The sequence below is a fragment of the Neisseria sp. HMSC069H12 genome, assembly GCF_001812735.1.
Taxonomy (GTDB): Bacteria; Pseudomonadota; Gammaproteobacteria; order Burkholderiales; family Neisseriaceae; genus Neisseria; species Neisseria subflava.
Map to the genome: position 1 here is coordinate 42,071 of NZ_KV810299.1, position 16,996 is coordinate 59,066.

The window sequence follows — 16,996 nt, forward strand, 5'->3', positions numbered from 1 at the left end:
CAATGTTGCCATTGCAAGCGAAATAATCCATACCAAACGTGAAGAAATCTTCTGATTTTCTTCATTTACCTTATTCAAGTATACATTGAATTCACGTACTTGATCAGCCATTTGGTTGCGTGCCTTTTCCATATCTCGCACATAACCTGCCACCGAATTTGACATTTCTTTCGTCACTTCCGCACGTACCATCTCTGTAATCATCTTGCGTTGATCGTAAAGGGATTTATCCAATTTATCCTCAAGATTTTGGACAATCTGATGGGTACTTTGCCTAAATTGTGTCATTACCTCGGCGGTTTCAAGCAAAAGATTATGTGCTTGCTCAAGTTCGTTATTATTCATGCGTAACTATCTATTGAAAGAATAAGGAAAAAACGTGCCATCAGCATTCTTTAAATATGGGAAGGATTTAACCAAACGATCGACCGCCATAGCTGCGCTCTTCTTGAACTTGCGGAGTATTTTGAGCAACTTCTTGAGCCTGATTTTGTTTTAAGGTCTCTCGCAACTCATCTCTAAAATTTGCCACCACATCGGCATTGTCAGCCAATGCTTTGGCTGTGAACGTACCATCTTGGTCATTTTTAAAGCCGTTTATCAAATTTTGCAATTTATTCTTTGAAGAAAGTTCGTTTACAGTGGATGATTTATTTATTTCTTGAATTCGTTTATCAATTTCAATATCCCAATCAGGTGTACCATACCCTTTTATTGTATTTTTGTCTAAAGGATATTGTTTCTCCCTAACTGTTGTTCCATTTCCATCTCCAGGTTTAGCACTAGTATTACCTTCAATTGTATAAACAATACCTTTTTCCAAATCAACGTCAATAACAACTCCCGTATGATTGACCGTCCTGGATTTATCTTTTGTGGGGTTAAGAAAGAAAATTTGATCGCCTTTTTGAGGAACATAATCTTTTGCATCATGCCAATTACCTATTTTTTGATAATTAGCTTTACTAAGTTCCGTTCCTGCAGAAAACCCACCTAGCATTTTTTGAGCATTTCGCCTGCCAAACGAATCTTCCATAACATAATCAACATACATATCGCACCAATATTGGCCTTGCATGCCATAATGAGCCCCAAAAATGGTATTATCCTTACCTTTTTCGGTATAGCCATTATATTTCCTTAAATTTTCAATATAATCATTGATAACCTGTTCTCGAACTTGGTCTCTTTGATTTTCTTGCTTATGATTACCAGTCTTATTTGTATCCATATACCATTCCTTTAATAAATTAAATCCCTAAAGATGTATTAAAACAGCTTCTGCACTTCCTGACTAATCTTAAATCCATGTTTATCTTGATTGATGCAAGTTATTTCTGAACCGGAAGCCGTACATTGCCAGCCATTTCCTTTAACTGTTTCTCCATTTTTCAAGATACGGGCTTTGGGATTAAAAGGAAAGTCACTATGACAAACCATATCTGCCTTACCGGTTTTACCTAAGAAGAATGTTCCACCCCATTCAAGTTCGCAATCGTTGGGGCGTGGTAAAACAGGTTTATCTTTAATTTCAGTCAGACATGATACACCCTGAGCCAAATCAGATACTTTCGCATCACCGCCGCAATAAATCTTACCGTTTCCGGCACGAAAATCGATATTATATAATCCACTATTTATCACATCTTCAGTTTCTTCCATTGGAGATACAGCACAAGCCGAAACTGATAAAGTTAATGATATTAGAATAAATAATTTCTGCATACAAAGACTCCTATTTAGGGTTTTAAGGTTATTAAATATTTCCTAACTAAACGATCGACCGCCATAGCTGCGCTCTTCTTGAACTTGCGGAGTATTTTGAGCAACTTCTTGAGCCTGATTTTGTTTTAAGGTCTCTCGCAACTCATCTCTAAAATTTGCCACCACATCGGCATTGTCAGCCAATGCTTTGGCTGTGAACGTACCATCTTTGTCATTTTTAAAGCCTTGAATTAAAGCTTGAAGTTTATCGGCTGGCCTGTCATTACCCTCAGAAGATTTGGAATGTTCTTGCTGACGAGTTGGAGCTGTGATTCTTTCGATGTTTTCGTCCCGACGTTTTGCATCTGCTGGGTGTTTGATTCCATATACAGTACTCATACGAAAATTTTTTAAATCTTCCATATCAAGCTGACCATGCACTTTTACAGTTCTATTTCCAGGTAAAGTGACTCCATTGTCTTTTTCTGTTTGTGCAATAAACTTAACAAGAGCCTCATTAACTTTTGCACCATATTGATTGCCAATATCCGCAATAAAGACCTTTGCCTGCATGCTGTTATTCAAAAATTCTCTATTTACTTTATTTTTAACATCACTAATCTTTTCCTCTACCTTTAAAATTTTATCATCTAAATTTTCATTATAGTTTTCATTAATTAATTTTATTCCTGTCGGGGATGATAGAGCAGCATCCAATTTGGGCTTGATTTGCTTGTAGAATGCTTTATCTTCATCACTCATTCCCCGAGTTGCTATCTTTCCTTCCTTAGTCTTGACATCATTAAATGGTTTGTATATCCGATGAAGCTGCGTCATCTCAGATTCTGATAAAAAAGAATTTCCTGCATTATCTTTGGCATGATGAAGTATTTTTTCTAATAACTTTTGGCCATTTTTATTAGATCCCACATCAAATTGAATTCCACCAAAGCTTGGACCACTAGAACCATTTACAGCATTAGACATTTCATATGCACCATACCCCCCACGCAATTCATTTACCATCATAGCTTGATGTAGATAATATTTAAAACCATCTTTAGGGGTTAAATGATCACCACCGGTAAAACGAAGGCCATGATTCGCTTTCTTTGCCATACTTTATTCCTTTCTTAAAACAAATTAGAAGCGCTCCAATACTTTCAAATGAGCTTGCGATTGCTCAATTCGGCATTGAAGAATATACCAATCAGATGCAGATTTTAGATCTGTATTATTTGTAGGATCAGAACAAAGTTGTTCTCTATATGCATTCCATGTTTTACGTACTTTAATAAAATAAGAAGAAGGCAAAGCATGTAGAGCCATATCTTTTTGTTTTACTCGTCGGTATATCATCTTATATTTTTCATCAATTTTTTTTTCTAAACGGCTATCCCAAACATCCAAGCAATCATAACTAACATTTTCAATATTTTCTAACGCACTTTTAGGACAGACTTCTTTTTTATGCTCTATATTTTCCTGTGCAAAACATGAACCTGCCCCTAATAGGCAAACAGAAAGAAATAATGTTTTTTTCATTTTAAATTCCTTAAATTTGTAATAAATTACCCTATTTCATATAGCAATTTTGATCGAATTTATCATTCATAATATTTTACCTATTTTCAATAAAATGCCATTTACCATTACGCCAGCAATAATGATCCTGTGAGTATTCCATTGAATTTTTCCGATAATCAACGTAAATACAGTTTTTTCCGCTAGCATGAATTTCACCAAGCTGGGTAATATCTTTAGTTTCCTCAAACTGTTTAGTTTCAGGATTGAACATATAAAGTTCATTACCATTAATTGCTGACGCTGCAACAGGAAAACCCTTTAAAATAATATCAGGGTACCCATCATTATTTAAGTCTTGTATTTGAACCAAATGATCTGCAGTTAGAGGGGGATGTGACATACTTTCAATAATTTGTATTTTTTTAGTTTTTTTATTTGTAATGACAGCCTGATAATCCATATCAGAAAGTGGTTTTATCTTAATTTCAAAAGAAAAATTTGCTACTGGTGGATAAATACTTTCTTTTCCAACTACGTTTCCACTTTGCACGGCGCACGCAGTAGAAAATAAAGAAAGTGCAATGAATGGAATTGTGAATAGCTTTTTATATTGCATTGCTCCTCCTAGGGAAATGTGATTTTTTTCAAATTACATCATAACCTTAAATTAAGATATAAATCAAATATTTTTATCAAAATTTTCTAATGTTTTTATATGAAATAATTTCTGCTCCACATTACAAACAAGCTCTTTTACATCATAAGAATTTTTTAATCCCCCTGTAATATCATTTAATGGATTAAAGCAAGCTTTATCTTCATAAGCAGAATATGTTTTTCTTAATTCAGAAAAATAATTTGAAGGAAATTTTTCAACTAATTTGTTTTTTTTATTTTTAATTTGCAATTCTTTATATATTTTATCTATTGAACTATCTAAACTAAGAGATAAACTATACAAACATTCATTTCCAATTTTATGTAGCTGATCATACTTTTCCACATCGCATAGAGTATATGTTTTCTCATCGATTGACTTCTTAATAGTATCTTTAAAAACAGAAAGTGTTGAAAAATCCTGAGCAAAACAAGAACCAGTTCCTAACAGGCAAATAGAAAGAAATAATGCTTTTTTCATGTCAAACTCCTTAAATTTGTAATGGCTTAGCCCATTATTGCAATACCTATTTTTAAAACTTATAAATTTACATTTTATTGCTCACAATATTCTAGCACCATTTTGAAAACTTAGTCCTAATAAATAACTATCAATTAGATTTTAAAGATAAAATTTAAAAACAACCGCTATTTTATTATGCTTCTATAAATTTCATAGAATAGATGATTTTAATCCTACCTATTTTTCAAGTATCCTTTAATACGAAAAAAGGTATATGCAAGCTCCCACAACTCGTCATTTAAAACAATAAAAACAGCAAGTTAAAATACACTATATAATTATTCTAAAAATAAAAAACAGGCCGTCTGAAAACCAGTTATCCTGATTTTTCAGACGGCCTTTACTATCCAATCTTTCCTTTAACGGCCAAAATTGTCTCGACGTTCGCGCCAGTCTTGGCGGATGGAGCCGCTTTTGCTGACCGGTGTGTCTTGTTCGACTTCCCAAATAAAATTCGTTCCGCCTCCAATCGGATGCGAGCCGCGCAAACCGATGTGGCTGCCTTGGTCGGCAACGGCGGTTCGGCTGTATGTTTGGCCGCCGAAACGGGTTTGCGAGGTTTCGATGCCGCTTTTGATGCTGCCGTAAAGCTGTACGTCGGCGTGTGCGGCAAGTGCGGCGGTGAAAAGTGCGGCAGTGAGGAGAAGTTTCAAGCTCATGGTTTATCCTTTTTTTGAAGAGGAATTGTGTGCCGATTGTATCGGCCTTGTGCGTAAACAAGTTACAATTCTTGCAAAATCTGACAGGAGTTTTGATGATGCGCTCTTTACGCGCCGCCGCTGTGCAAATGGTGTCGTCCACCGACCCCGAAACCAATATTTCCACCATGAAGCGCCTTGTCCGCGAGGCGGCCGAACAAGGGGCGGATTGGGTGTTGCTGCCCGAATATTGGCCGCTGATGGGCAAAAACGATACGGACAAACTGGCATTTGCCGAGCCTTTGGACGATGGACGAGTTAGCGAAACCTGCCACACCCGTTTTCAGACGGCCTTAAGCGAAACGGCAAGGGAATGCGGCGTGGTGTTGTTTGGCGGCACGGTTCCGCTGCAAAGCCCAAACGCTGGCAAGGTGATGAACACGATGCTGGTGTATGACCGCGACGGCAACCGAGTCGGGCTTTACCACAAAATGCACCTGTTCGGCTTTTCCGGTTTGGGCGAACGCTACGCCGAAGCCGATACGATACTGGCAGGAAGCGATGTGCCGAAGCTGAGCGTGGACGATGTTCCGCTGGCGGCCGGCGTCTGCTACGATTTGCGCTTTCCTGAGTTTTTCCGCGCCCAGCAGCCGTTTGATGTTTTGCTGCTACCTGCCGCGTTTACCCACACGACCGGCAAGGCGCATTGGGAATTGCTGCTTCGCGCCCGTGCAGTGGAAAACCAATGCTACGTCATCGCATCGGCACAAGGCGGACTGCATGAAAGCGGCCGCCGCACATTCGGCCACAGTATGATTATCGACCCTTGGGGCGATGTGTTGGCGACGTTGCCGGAAGGCGAAGGCGTGATTTGTGCCGATTTGGATACTGCGCGCCTGCAAAGCGTGCGCACGCGCCTGCCTGCCCTGAAACACCGATTACTTTAAACACGCACTATGTCCCAGTTCCAACCCACACGCATTCTCGGCATCGACCCCGGCAGCCGCGTGACCGGCTTCGGCGTGATTGATGTCCACGGCCGCGAACATCATTATGTTGCTTCCGGCTGTATCAAAACGCCGACCGGCGCGTCGCTTTCCGAACGCATCGCCGTGATTGTCCGCCATATCGACGAAATCATCCGCCACTATCAGCCTCATCAGGCGGCCATCGAGCAAGTCTTCGTCAACGTCAATCCGGCCGCGACGTTAATGCTCGGTCAGGCGCGCGGTGCAGCGATTGCCGCTTTGGTCATGCACGACTTGCCCGTATTTGAATACACCGCGCTTCAGGTCAAGCAGGCTGTGGTTGGTAAGGGCAAGGCCGCCAAAGAGCAGGTGCAGCATATGGTTGTCCAAATGCTCGCTCTTTCCGGCACGCCGCAAGCCGATGCCGCCGACGGACTCGCCGTCGCCCTCACCCATGCCCTGCGCAATCACGGATTGGCTTCGCAACTCAATTTCGACGGCCTGCAGGTCAAACGCGGCCGTTTCCAATGGTAAGCCGACATTCAGGCCGTCTGAAATCGTGTTCCAGCCCGTTTTCAGACGGCCTTTCGGTTATAATAGCCCTTTGCCCACATACAGCGAGCCTTAATGAAAGCCGCCTTCCTTTTTCTCTACCTCATCCGCCTGCTGCCTTTTTGCGTGTTGCACAAGATTGCCGACGCAATCGGCATTCTCGCCTATTACGCAGTCAAACCGCGCCGCAAAGTCGGCGAAGTAAACCTCAAAAAATGCTTTCCCGAGCTAAACGACAGCCAGCGCACCGCCCTGCTCAAACGCCATTTCCAACACATGGCCAAGCTGATGCTCGAATACGGCCTCTACTGGTACGCGCCTGCGGATAAGCTGCGCTCGTTGGTACGCTATCAAGACAAACACCATTTTGACCAAGCCCTCGCCGCCGACGAAAAAGTCATCATCCTCTATCCGCACTTTACCGCATTTGAAATGGCGGTTTACACGCTCAATCAGGATGTGCCGCTGACCAGCATGTATTCGCACCAAAAAAACAAAGCCCTGGACGAGCAAATCCTGAAAGGCCGCCACCGCTACAACAATGTTTTTCTGATCGGCCGCACAGAAGGCCTGCGCGCCATCATCAAACACCTGCGCAAAAGCGATGCGCCCTTTCTTTATCTGCCCGACCAAGACTTCGGCCGCAACGATTCCATTTTCGTCAATTTCTTCGGCATTCAGACGGCCACAATTACCGGACTCAGCCGTATCGCCGGCATGACCAAAGCAAAAATCATTCCCGCCATTCCCACGCGTGAAGCCGACAATACCGTAACCCTGCGCTTCTATCCGGCTTGGGACAATTTCCCGACTGAAAATGTCGAAGCCGACACCCAACGCATGAACGACTTCATCGAAGAGCGGGTACGCGAACATCCCGAACAATATTTCTGGCTGCACAAACGCTTCAAAACCCGTCCCGAAGGCGAAAACAGCTTTTATTGACTACATTAAATTACAATTTAAATATGCAAAAAGCGGCGAAATCTTTCTTTCGCCGCTTTTTCATTTTAATCGAATCAAACCGAAACTCATGTTTGAGTTTAAACAATCAAATAATATTCCGCTTTAAATGCTTTAAAAACAACTTTTTTCATCGCGATTGAAACTTTCAAACAACCCTATATTTTTTCTCAAATGGAAAACATCGGGCCCAGTACACTCTTTTCATTTACATATTAAATTTAATTTCTTTTAAAAACAACATATTGCAAAATAGTTCATCTAAAAAATACATTTTAATTATTCAAAATATGAAATAAAATTAAATTAAAATTTAAAAAAATAAAATAAATATCTAACTTTTGAATAATTATGAAATATAATTGTAAAAATATGACAAAGGCTGAAATTTATACTGAAACAGACCTTCAGAAAAAAATACTTGGCAAACTGTAAAAATTCGCGTAAATTTCACTACATCAAATTACAAAACGCTCAGACGGCCTCGCCGGTTTTAGATACTTTTGTAAGCATTTTCTGATATTGCAAGAAATTGCGGTATCTTAGAGGATTTCGGTGCAATACCCGAAATGAAAGTTTACTGATGCAGAGTTGAGCTGCATCTGTAAAGCCGCAGGTGAAAGCCTGTATTGTTTGTGAAGCGTAAATCTCTGATTTGAGGTATTGGGGCAATCCTGTGGGGGATTGCCTCTTTTTTTATCTGCGCCGTCATGCCACAATGACATCATCCCTTATCCAACCCGATCACGCCATGACTCCGATACTCGCCTTCGACATCGAAACCATTCCCGACGTAAACGGCATCCGCCAGCTTTACGATTTGCCAGCCGATTTGCCCGACAACGAAGTCGTCCTGTTTGCCCAACAGCAACGCCGCGCCAAAACCGGCAGCGACTTTATGCAACACCATCTGCACCAAGTCGTCGCCATCTCCTGCTGTATGCGCTGGGGGCAAGACAAAATCCGCGTCAGCACCATCGGCGATCCCGAAGACAGCGAAGAAGTCATGATTGCCAAGTTCTTCGAGGTCATCGAAAACTATACGCCGCAACTCGTCAGCTGGAACGGCGGCGGTTTCGACCTGCCCGTCCTCCACTACCGCGCCCTGATACACGGCATCAGCGCCGCCCGCTATTGGGACATGGGCGACGGCGATTTTGGCGACAGCCGCGACTTTAAGTGGAACAACTACATCAGCCGCTACCACACCCGCCATTGCGACCTAATGGATTTGCTCGCCCTCTACCAACCGCGCGCCAGCGTGCCTTTAGACGATATGGCCAAACTCTGCGGCTTCCCCGGCAAACTGGGCATGGACGGCAGCAAGGTTTGGGATGCTTATCATGCAGGCCGTCTGAAAGACATCCGCGATTATTGCGAAACCGATGCCGCCAATACCTACCTGATGTACATGCGCTTTCGCATGATGAGCGGCGCGCTCGATGCCGACGAATACGAAGTCGAAATCAAACGCATCAAACATTATCTGGCCGCACAAGCCGAAGAAAAACAACATTGGGCGGAGTTCGTCGCTGCTTGGCGTTAAACCAGGCCGTCTGAACAGACAAACCAGAAAACCCAAAGGGCGTGATCGACACGCCCTTTTTTATATTCCGACAAATCATGCCCGCTAAGCAGGCAAACGCCCCAGCGTGACCCTGTCCAATCCAGCCAAATCCTGTTCGGTTGCCACTTCGACAAAACCGTTCTTCAGCATAATGTTCCGCACTGCTTCGCCTTGGTCATAGCCATGTTCAAACAGCAGCCAGCCGTTGGCTTTCAGGTATTTGGGGGCTTCTTGGGTAATGTGGCGGATATGGCTGAGGCCGTCTGAAAAGTCGGTCAACGCGTTTGGCGGTTCAAACCTCAAATCGCCTTGCGATAAATGTTCATCGCCATCCTCTATATACGGCGGATTGGAAACAATCACATCGTATCTGCCTTCAGACGGCCTGTCGGTATCAAACCACGAACCCTGCGCAAACTCGACTTTTGCGCCCAATTCGGCCGCATTTTGACGGGCGGTATCCAAAGCACCGGTGCTGATGTCGGATGCGCGAACATCGGCATCAACGCGTTCAAGCGCGACGGTCACGGCAATGGCGCCGCTGCCCGTTCCCAAATCCCACACACGGCCTTGCGGCGGCAAGCGTTTGAGTACGGCTTCCACCAAATGCTCGGTTTCAGGGCGTGGAATCAGTACATGGGGATTGACGGCAAAGCGTCGTCCGTAAAACTCACGCACACCCAAAATATAGGCCATCGGCTCGCCGCTCAGACGGCGTTGCGCCAGCCTGTCCGCCCGCTGCCGGACTTCGTCCGGAATTTCTTCCCCGCCCCGTGTCAACAACTGCACGCGCGTATATCCCGAAGCATATTTCAGCAGCATTCTTGCTTCATTTTTAGGTAGTTTTGACAAGCCCAACCATTCGTCAAACATCATTTTTTATCCTGTCTGCCGCCGATGCGGCTCGAACATTTTTTCCGGCTTTGCGGCACGCTTGTTCAAAAAATATCATTTTCGCTTTGGAATTATATAATAAAGAAAAACACCTTATCGCCATTTCGATACCGTAGGAATTTATCCGAATAACAGAAACGCTCCGCCGTCATTCCGCGAAAGCGGTCATCCGGAAACATAAGGCTGAAGCGATTTTCGGGAATGACGATTTGAAAGTTGCCCGAAATTCAAAAACAAGCGAAACCGAACGGGGCGGATTCCCTTCCAAGCGGCAACAACGGAATAAATAAAAAACAATGATATAGTTGATTTTACTTTGAATTTGCGATATTTGCGGCAGCTGAAAAAATCCGCACCCGCCTTCAAATGCGGATACGGATTTTCTTGTTAAACAAACTTATTCGGCCAACAATGCTTCCGGTTTGACTTTTTCGCCATACACGGGCAACAGGGTTTTTTCATAGGCGGCTTTCAGACGGCCGTCTTTTTTCATGGCGGCGATTTCGCCGTTGACCCAGTTCAAGAGATCGGCGTTGCCTTTTTGAACGGCGGGTGCGATAAATTCGGCAGGGCCGAGGTTGCCGATGGCGACTTCAAAATCCGGGTTTTCTTTCGCCCACGCCCACAGCAGGGCGTTGTCGTGGGCAAGTGCTACGCCGCGGCCGTCTTTCAGTGCGTCGAAGGTTTCGGTATTTTGGTCGAATTTCAGCAGTTTGACTTCAGGATGGCTTTTGGTGAAGAAGGCATCGGCGGTGGTGCCTTTGTTGACCAGAAGGGTTTGGTCTTTCAATTGCGCCACGTCGGTAATCGGTTTGCCTTTGGGGGAAACCACGCCCAACGCCACTTTCATGTAGGGGTCGGCAAAATCGACAGCTTCGGCGCGTTCGGGGGTTTTGGTGAAGTTGGCCAGGATGAGGTCGACTTTGCCGGAACGGACGTATTCAACGCGGTTTGCAGCCTCGGTCAGGACGAACTCGACTTTGTCTGGGCTGCCGAGCAGGTCTTTGGCCAGGTCTTTGGCGATTTCAACGTCAAAGCCTTGGTTTTTGCCGTTTGCGTCAACATAGCCGAACGGGGGCTTGTCGCCGAATACGCCGATGCGGATCACGCCTTTTTCTTTGATGGAGGCAACGGTCGCCGCGCCGCTGCTTTGTGAAGATTGGGCATCGCCGGAGCCGCCTCCGCAAGCAGTCAGGCCGACGGCGATGGCGGCAGAGGCGAGGAGGGCTTTGAATTTGGCATTCAATTGCATGAGTGTTTCCTTTTCAAATGTTTGGTTGAAAGTGGAGGCCGTCTGAAAAAGGGTTCGGACGGCCTGAAAATAAAATCAGTAGTCCATGCCTGCCAAGAATTGGCGGACGCGTTCGCTTTTGGGGGAAGAGAAGAAGGTTTCGGGGTCGGACGATTCGACGATGCCGCCTTTGTCCATGAAGACGATGCGATCGGCAACTTTGCGGGCAAACCCCATTTCATGGGTTACGATGAGCATGCTCATGCCTTCATGGGCGAGTTCTAAAACCACTTCCAAGACTTCGCGCACCATTTCGGGGTCGAGTGCGGCGGTGATTTCGTCCAGCAGGATGACTTCCGGATTCAGGCACAGGGCGCGGACAATGGCGATGCGTTGTTTCTGGCCGCCGGAGAGTTCGCGCGGGTAGGCGTTTTTGCGGTCGAGCAGGCCGACGCGTTCCAACAGTTTGTCGGCTTGTGCTTCCGCTTCGGCGCGGTTGCGGTTTTGTACTTTTACCGGGCCTAAGAGGATGTTTTCGATGACGGTCATATGGGCAAACAATTCATAGCTTTGAAAGACCATGCCGACTTTTTGCCGGGCGGTTTGCCAGGAAACGTCTTTACCGAATTCGCCAACACCGTCCATCACGATGCTGCCGCCTTGGTGCGGCTCCAAACCGTTGACGCAGCGCAGGAGGGTGGATTTGCCGCAGCCGGACGGACCCAATAACACAATCACTTCGCCTTTTTCCAAGTCCAAATCTAAGGATTGAATGGCGGTTACGCTGCCGTATTGTTTGTGCAGCTTGCGGATACTCAATAAAGCCATATCAGTGTTCCCATTTTTGTTCCAGCTTTGCCGCCAACAGCGACAGCGGCCAACAGCATAAAAAATACAGCATAAAAATCAGGCCATAAACCCAAAATGAGGCATTGGGCTGCGTCAGCAGAGAGTTTTCAATAATTTGTTGCCCCACTTTGACCACTTCAATCACGCCGATAAGCGAGGCGAGCGAACTGGTTTTAATCATTCGCGTAAACAAATTAACCGTCCCCGGCAAAGCACGGCGGACACTTTGCGGCAATTCGATGTAGCGGAACACTTGACGACGGCTCAAACCCAGTGCCAAGCCCGATTCGACTTGATGTTTTTCAATCGATTCCAATGCGCCGCGCACCAAATCGCCCATTTCGGCGATGCCCCAAAGCGTAAAAACCCAAACGCAAACCCAAAATCCGCCGATGTGTATGCCCGTCCACACGGACAAACCGAAATACAGGCCGAACAGCCACACCAAAATCGGCACGATGCGGATGGTTTCGAGATAAAACCGTCCGATAAGGCGGACAAGCCGGTTGCGCGAACGCAAAACCAGGCCGAACAACGTCCCCAATACGCAAGAAGCCGCAACAGAGATTAAAGAAATTTGTGCCGTTAAGAGCAGGCCTTCGCCCAAACGTGCCGCATTTTTTCCTTCAAAAAGCCAGTCAAACGCCATATTTCGCCCTCCGTATGCGGTTTTCCAATCGCCGCACCAACAAAGAAACAGGCAGCAGGATAATCAGATAAGCGGCAAACAGCAGGAACAATGCCTCGTTGGTTTTATAGTCCATACCAATCACATCTTTGGTAACAAACAACAATTCTGCAATACCGACCGCGCTAATAACGGATGTTTCTTTCATTAAAAACAATATATTAGCGGCAATAGCCGGAAAAGCGACCGCCCAAGCCTGCGGCAATTCGACATAGCGGAACACTTGAAATCGGCTCAAACCAACGGCTTTGCCCGCCTCGACCTGCCCTTTTGGCACTGCCAAAATGCCGGCGCGGACGGCTTCCGCCATATAGCTTGCGCCCAAGAAAACCAGTGCGATCACGCCGCAGGTGAAACCGTCCCATTTAATGCCCATTTTCGGCAGGCCGTAATACAGGAAAAACAACTGGATCAACAGGGGCGTATTGCGCGACAGTTCGATATAGGCGCGTGCCAATGCGTAGAAAGGGCGGATGCGGTATGCCGTTACCACGGCGACGGGCAGGCCGAACAGCAACGACAAAACAACGCCGTAAACGGACAATTCCAGCGTCAGCTTTGCCGCATTGGCGAATTTGGGTATGGCATCGATCAGATAAGGCCAGTTCATCAGAATCAGACAATCAGCTTAACGAAAGGCGGTATTTTAATGAACTTGTAAGATAATGTTAAAGAATTCTTGGGAATATCAAACATCATAAAAAAGAATAAGGCGATGCCGTCTGAAAAAACTTTCAGACGGCATCGTACTGGATTCCGCGTCAGATTGCGCTGCCGCCGACGGTCAGCCCGGCATCGATACGCAAAGTCGGCTGCCCCACGCCGACGGGGACGCTCTGCCCTTCTTTGCCGCACACGCCGACACCGCTGTCCAACGCGGTATCGTTGCCTATCATCGAAACATGTTTCAGCACTTCGGGGCCGTTGCCGATGATGGTCGCACCTTTGACAGGATATTGCAGCCTGCCGCCTTCGACCCACCACGCTTCGGATGCGCTGAATACGAACTTGCCGCTGGTAATGTCCACTTGTCCGCCGCCGAAGTTGACGGCGTAAATGCCCTTATCGATGGACGCGATGATTTCTTCCGGCTCATAGCCGCCGTTTTCCATAAAGGTATTGGTCATGCGCGGCATAGGCGCAGAAGCGTAACTTTCGCGGCGGCCGTTGCCGGTCGATTGCGTACCCATCAGGCGGGCGTTGGTTTCGTCTTGCATATAGCCGACCAAAATACCGTCTTCAATCAATACCGTGCGGCGGGTTTCGTTGCCTTCGTCGTCGATATTGAGCGAACCGCGTCTGTCGACAATATCACCTTGGTCCACAACGGTAACGCCTTTGGCGGCCACACGCTCACCGATTCGGCCGGAGAAAACGCTGGTTTCTTTGCGGTTGAAATCGCCTTCCAAACCATGTCCGACCGCTTCGTGCAGCAACACGCCCGGCCAACCGTTGCCCAAAACGACGGTCATCTCGCCGGCAGGCGCAGGACGGGATTCAAGATTGGTCAGGGCTTGTTTGACGGCGGCATCGACAAACCGATGCACCAAGTTTTCATCGAAATACGCCAAATCATAACGCCCGCCACCACCCGCGCTGCCCTGCTCGCGACGCTCGCCCTGCTTGGCAATGACGGTTACATTCATGCGCACCATCGGGCGGATATCGGCAGCGTGTTTACCGTCCAGACGGGCGATGTACACCATGTCGTATTCGCAGGTCAAACCGGCCATCACTTGCACGATACGCGGATCGGCGGCTTTGGCCAGCGTTTCGACTTTGTTCAACAGCGCGACTTTGGCAGCGGAATCAAGGCTGGCAATAGGGTCAATCGCCATGTGGACAGGCTTGCCGTAGGCAGGTGTCGGCACTTTGACGCTGGCCTCGCCACCGGCCGCACCAATCACGCGCACGGCTTTGGCAGAGCGGTTGATCGAATCGATACACAGGCTGTCGGCGTAGGCAAAAGCGGTTTTATCGCCCGAAACGGCACGCACGCCCACGCCCTGATCGATTTGAAAGCTGCCCGATTTGACGATGCCTTCTTCCAGATGCCAGCTTTCATAGGCAGTACGCTGACAATAGATGTCGGCATAATCGACATGGTTGGCGCCGATAATGCTCAGGCTTTGGGCGAGCAAATCAGGGGAAAGATGGTTGGCTTCGAGCAAATCTCGCTGTACGGCGGCGTAGGTTTGTTGCATAATTTTTCAGACGGCCCGACAAGCAGGCAAAGTTAATTTGGCCTTGATTATACGGTATTTTATATGGCTTTGGATATGTTGATTGCTTGGGTTTATGAGTGATTGAAACAAATCAAAAGGCCGTCTGAAATATAGGGTTGAAATGTTTGCCTTACCCTAGTTCAACGTCAGCCGCGTAGAGAAGATAACAAATCATCGTATGATTGATGCAGCGCAGGCTGATAAAGATTCAAATAATAAATAGATTGGAATTAAAATGAAAAAGTTACTTGTTGTATTGCTAGGACTGACAAGCCTTAATGTTTATGCCAACGGCTGTGGCGGTGAATACCAACCTGCAACTGGAACCTGTCGTATTATCGACAGCTCGGGCCGACAAATTTTATATAATGTTCCATCTCAATCAAATACTCATACACAACCTAAGAAAATTATTTATTATGATGTAAAAGTTCCTTCCAAATTTGGAGCTTTAGCTTTTGATGCAAGGTCTGGGAATATAGGTGGAGCATTAAATCAAAATTCAAAAGCTGAGGCACAGAGAGCTGCGATTAAACAATGCGGTGCAGGAAATAAAAATATTCATTGTAAAGTACTCAGTTGGGTTCGAAACGGATGCGTAGCTGCCGCTACTGGAAAACTGAATAAACAAACTAGAGTCATAGGAGGTGCTGCAGAACAAGGAGCTGCAGAAAAGACTGCTTTATTAAATTGTAAGAATGAAGGAATGACTGAATGCAAAATTGTTATGCCTGAAGGTTGTTCTCTGCCTAAATTCGAATAGACCCAAAGCCGTCTGTTGTTCAGACGGCCTTTTCAATCACGGCAAAGCCGATACCGCAATTTAATTTCCATACAAAACAAAGCATTACAACAAAATCCATTATTTTTTCAATTTTGCTATTGATAATAGTTATTATTAGCGTATAATCAAAACCACTCGGAAGACGTCCTAATCCGAGCCATTAAACGACAGATTTTATCCCCCTCTTTCCCATTATCTCTTGATACTCGGAGTGCGCATATACGAAACATACCTGTTCCCCTTTATATCAGATACTCAAAACCGAAAAACACGAAACCCACTGCCGATACAGTGGGTTTCGTGTTTTTTGGCGTTCGGTTTATCAGGCTTGGCCGGCTGCTGCTCAGGCCGTCTGAAACCGAATAGACCTGATTATCGGCAGGTTTTCATGTTCAACTTGCCATAACGGCCGACAATGTTTCTGATGTCTTGGGCATCGCGCTCATCAACCGCCATAAAGACCACAGTCATGCGCGCCACGCTCAAACCGGTATCGGGTGCGCTTCTGTCTTCCTGTTCGACAATGCGCGCGCCGCCGAAACCTGCGCTGGACAAGCGTGAAATCAAAACTTGGGCGGAAGAGCGGCTGCGTGTTACGTCAATGCTGATTTCGCCGTTGTGAATGCTGCCGCTAAAGCCTCGGCTGCCCAAGGCATCAAGCTGGGCGGAAGTGTCGCCGTCGGCAGGCAAGACCACGCGGAAGGTTTTGGAAGAAGTCTCGCCACCGGATGCGCCGTTGCGTTTTTCGATACTGCGGCTGGCCGCATGAGGCCATTTGCCCAACAAGCCTTTGATGCGGTGGTAATCGTCTTCATCCATCACCACGGTGGCGCTGCTGGTACACAAGCGTTCCACGCCGGCCGCGCCCATCTCTTCTTCAGCGGCGCGACGCTCTTGCGCCTCTTTCTCGCGGCGCATTTTTTCTTTTTTCTCTTTCAACTGCTGCGCTTCTTGCTTTTTACGCAAGGCTTCCGCTTCTTCTGATTCAGGTTCGGCCATAATCAGGCCGTCTGATTCAACCACCACCCAATCGGGTTGCGATGCCTGCTGAGGCTCGGCTTTGGGCGCGCCCAAAGAAGATGGGCGTAATAATTCGTGTGTACTGCCTTCCAAGGCAGATTCGGGTTTGGCGGTTTTATGTTGTGTCCGATAGGCAACCATGCTGCCAAAAACAATGATGTTGAGTGCGACCAAGACCGCAAACAGCCATTTCATGATGCGTTTTC

General features: G+C 46.4%; 20 protein-coding genes. 5 read left to right on the forward strand and 15 right to left on the reverse strand.

The annotated features are described in order from the left end of the window. From HMPREF2872_RS09725 to HMPREF2872_RS09760, 8 genes are all read right to left on the reverse strand, one after another. A partial coding sequence (locus HMPREF2872_RS09725; protein WP_070633254.1) for a lytic enzyme occupies positions 1-345 on the reverse strand: 345 nt, incomplete at its 3' end. 67 nt (positions 346-412) lie between these two features. Next, positions 413-1,231 carry a CHAP domain-containing protein gene (locus HMPREF2872_RS09730; protein WP_070633256.1) on the reverse strand — a complete coding sequence of 273 codons (819 nt, stop codon included), beginning with the start codon at positions 1,229-1,231 and terminating at the stop codon, positions 413-415. A 38-nt stretch (positions 1,232-1,269) separates the two neighbouring features. Then, complete coding sequence (locus HMPREF2872_RS09735; RefSeq protein ID WP_070633259.1) at positions 1,270-1,725, reverse strand: DUF6636 domain-containing protein; 456 nt, start codon at positions 1,723-1,725, stop codon at positions 1,270-1,272. Positions 1,726-1,767: 42 nt separating this feature from the next. Next, a complete protein-coding gene (locus HMPREF2872_RS09740) occupies positions 1,768-2,823 on the reverse strand; it encodes a hypothetical protein (protein ID WP_070633261.1) in 1,056 nt (351 codons plus the stop codon). Between the two features lie 24 nt (positions 2,824-2,847). Then, the gene (locus HMPREF2872_RS09745; protein ID WP_070633263.1) at positions 2,848-3,249 is read right to left on the reverse strand and encodes a hypothetical protein; all 402 of its coding nucleotides are present in this window, start codon (positions 3,247-3,249) and stop codon (positions 2,848-2,850) included. 76 nt (positions 3,250-3,325) lie between these two features. Next, positions 3,326-3,847 carry an XAC2610-related protein gene (locus HMPREF2872_RS09750; protein ID WP_070633265.1) on the reverse strand — a complete coding sequence of 174 codons (522 nt, stop codon included), beginning with the start codon at positions 3,845-3,847 and terminating at the stop codon, positions 3,326-3,328. A gap of 63 nt (positions 3,848-3,910) precedes the next feature. Next, a complete protein-coding gene (locus HMPREF2872_RS09755) occupies positions 3,911-4,369 on the reverse strand; it encodes a hypothetical protein (RefSeq protein ID WP_070633268.1) in 459 nt (152 codons plus the stop codon). Positions 4,370-4,770: 401 nt separating this feature from the next. After that, positions 4,771-5,070 carry a porin gene (locus tag HMPREF2872_RS09760; RefSeq protein ID WP_070633270.1) on the reverse strand — a complete coding sequence of 100 codons (300 nt, stop codon included), beginning with the start codon at positions 5,068-5,070 and terminating at the stop codon, positions 4,771-4,773. 95 nt (positions 5,071-5,165) lie between these two features. Here HMPREF2872_RS09760 and HMPREF2872_RS09765 point away from each other — a divergent pair, with 95 nt between their 5' ends. The 4 genes from HMPREF2872_RS09765 (at position 5,166) to HMPREF2872_RS09780 (ending at position 9,078) form a co-directional block, all read left to right on the forward strand. After that, a complete protein-coding gene (locus HMPREF2872_RS09765; protein WP_070633272.1) occupies positions 5,166-5,996 on the forward strand; it encodes a carbon-nitrogen hydrolase family protein in 831 nt (276 codons plus the stop codon). A 9-nt stretch (positions 5,997-6,005) separates the two neighbouring features. Further along, positions 6,006-6,551 (forward strand): crossover junction endodeoxyribonuclease RuvC, encoded by a 546-nt coding sequence (gene ruvC / locus HMPREF2872_RS09770; protein ID WP_070633274.1) that lies wholly within the window; start codon positions 6,006-6,008, stop codon positions 6,549-6,551. Positions 6,552-6,629: 78 nt separating this feature from the next. Next, positions 6,630-7,514, forward strand: a complete 885-nt coding sequence (locus HMPREF2872_RS09775) for a lipid A biosynthesis lauroyl acyltransferase (protein ID WP_283119019.1) — start codon at positions 6,630-6,632, stop codon at positions 7,512-7,514. Between the two features lie 769 nt (positions 7,515-8,283). Continuing rightward, positions 8,284-9,078: a 3'-5' exonuclease gene (locus HMPREF2872_RS09780; protein WP_039863832.1), complete on the forward strand. Its 795-nt coding sequence runs from the start codon at positions 8,284-8,286 to the stop codon at positions 9,076-9,078. 84 nt (positions 9,079-9,162) lie between these two features. Here the strand turns inward: HMPREF2872_RS09780 and prmC are convergent, their stop codons facing one another. From prmC to tldD, 6 genes are all read right to left on the reverse strand, one after another. Continuing rightward, a complete protein-coding gene (prmC, locus tag HMPREF2872_RS09785; RefSeq protein WP_070633278.1) occupies positions 9,163-9,975 on the reverse strand; it encodes a peptide chain release factor N(5)-glutamine methyltransferase in 813 nt (270 codons plus the stop codon). Between the two features lie 415 nt (positions 9,976-10,390). Continuing rightward, positions 10,391-11,245, reverse strand: coding sequence for an amino acid ABC transporter substrate-binding protein (locus tag HMPREF2872_RS09790; RefSeq protein WP_070633280.1), 855 nt, complete (start codon positions 11,243-11,245; stop codon positions 10,391-10,393). A 75-nt stretch (positions 11,246-11,320) separates the two neighbouring features. Continuing rightward, on the reverse strand, positions 11,321-12,052 hold the full coding sequence (locus HMPREF2872_RS09795) for an amino acid ABC transporter ATP-binding protein (RefSeq protein ID WP_070633282.1): 732 nt from the start codon (positions 12,050-12,052) through the stop codon (positions 11,321-11,323). A gap of 1 nt (position 12,053) precedes the next feature. Further along, positions 12,054-12,722 (reverse strand): amino acid ABC transporter permease, encoded by a 669-nt coding sequence (locus HMPREF2872_RS09800; RefSeq protein ID WP_070633283.1) that lies wholly within the window; start codon positions 12,720-12,722, stop codon positions 12,054-12,056. Continuing rightward, entirely contained in the window at positions 12,712-13,371 is a 660-nt protein-coding gene (locus HMPREF2872_RS09805; protein ID WP_070633285.1) for an amino acid ABC transporter permease, read from the reverse strand. The genes HMPREF2872_RS09800 and HMPREF2872_RS09805 overlap by 11 nt, the downstream gene beginning before the upstream one ends. A 151-nt stretch (positions 13,372-13,522) precedes the next feature. After that, positions 13,523-14,965 carry a metalloprotease TldD gene (gene tldD / locus HMPREF2872_RS09810; protein ID WP_070633287.1) on the reverse strand — a complete coding sequence of 481 codons (1,443 nt, stop codon included), beginning with the start codon at positions 14,963-14,965 and terminating at the stop codon, positions 13,523-13,525. Between the two features lie 256 nt (positions 14,966-15,221). Between tldD and HMPREF2872_RS09815 the strand changes: the two genes are divergently transcribed. Further along, the gene (locus HMPREF2872_RS09815; RefSeq protein ID WP_070633289.1) at positions 15,222-15,749 is read left to right on the forward strand and encodes a DUF4189 domain-containing protein; all 528 of its coding nucleotides are present in this window, start codon (positions 15,222-15,224) and stop codon (positions 15,747-15,749) included. A gap of 393 nt (positions 15,750-16,142) precedes the next feature. Here HMPREF2872_RS09815 and HMPREF2872_RS09820 read toward each other — a convergent pair whose 3' ends face one another. Then, on the reverse strand, positions 16,143-16,985 hold the full coding sequence (locus tag HMPREF2872_RS09820; protein WP_070633291.1) for a cell division protein: 843 nt from the start codon (positions 16,983-16,985) through the stop codon (positions 16,143-16,145). Positions 16,986-16,996: the final 11 nt, after the last annotated feature.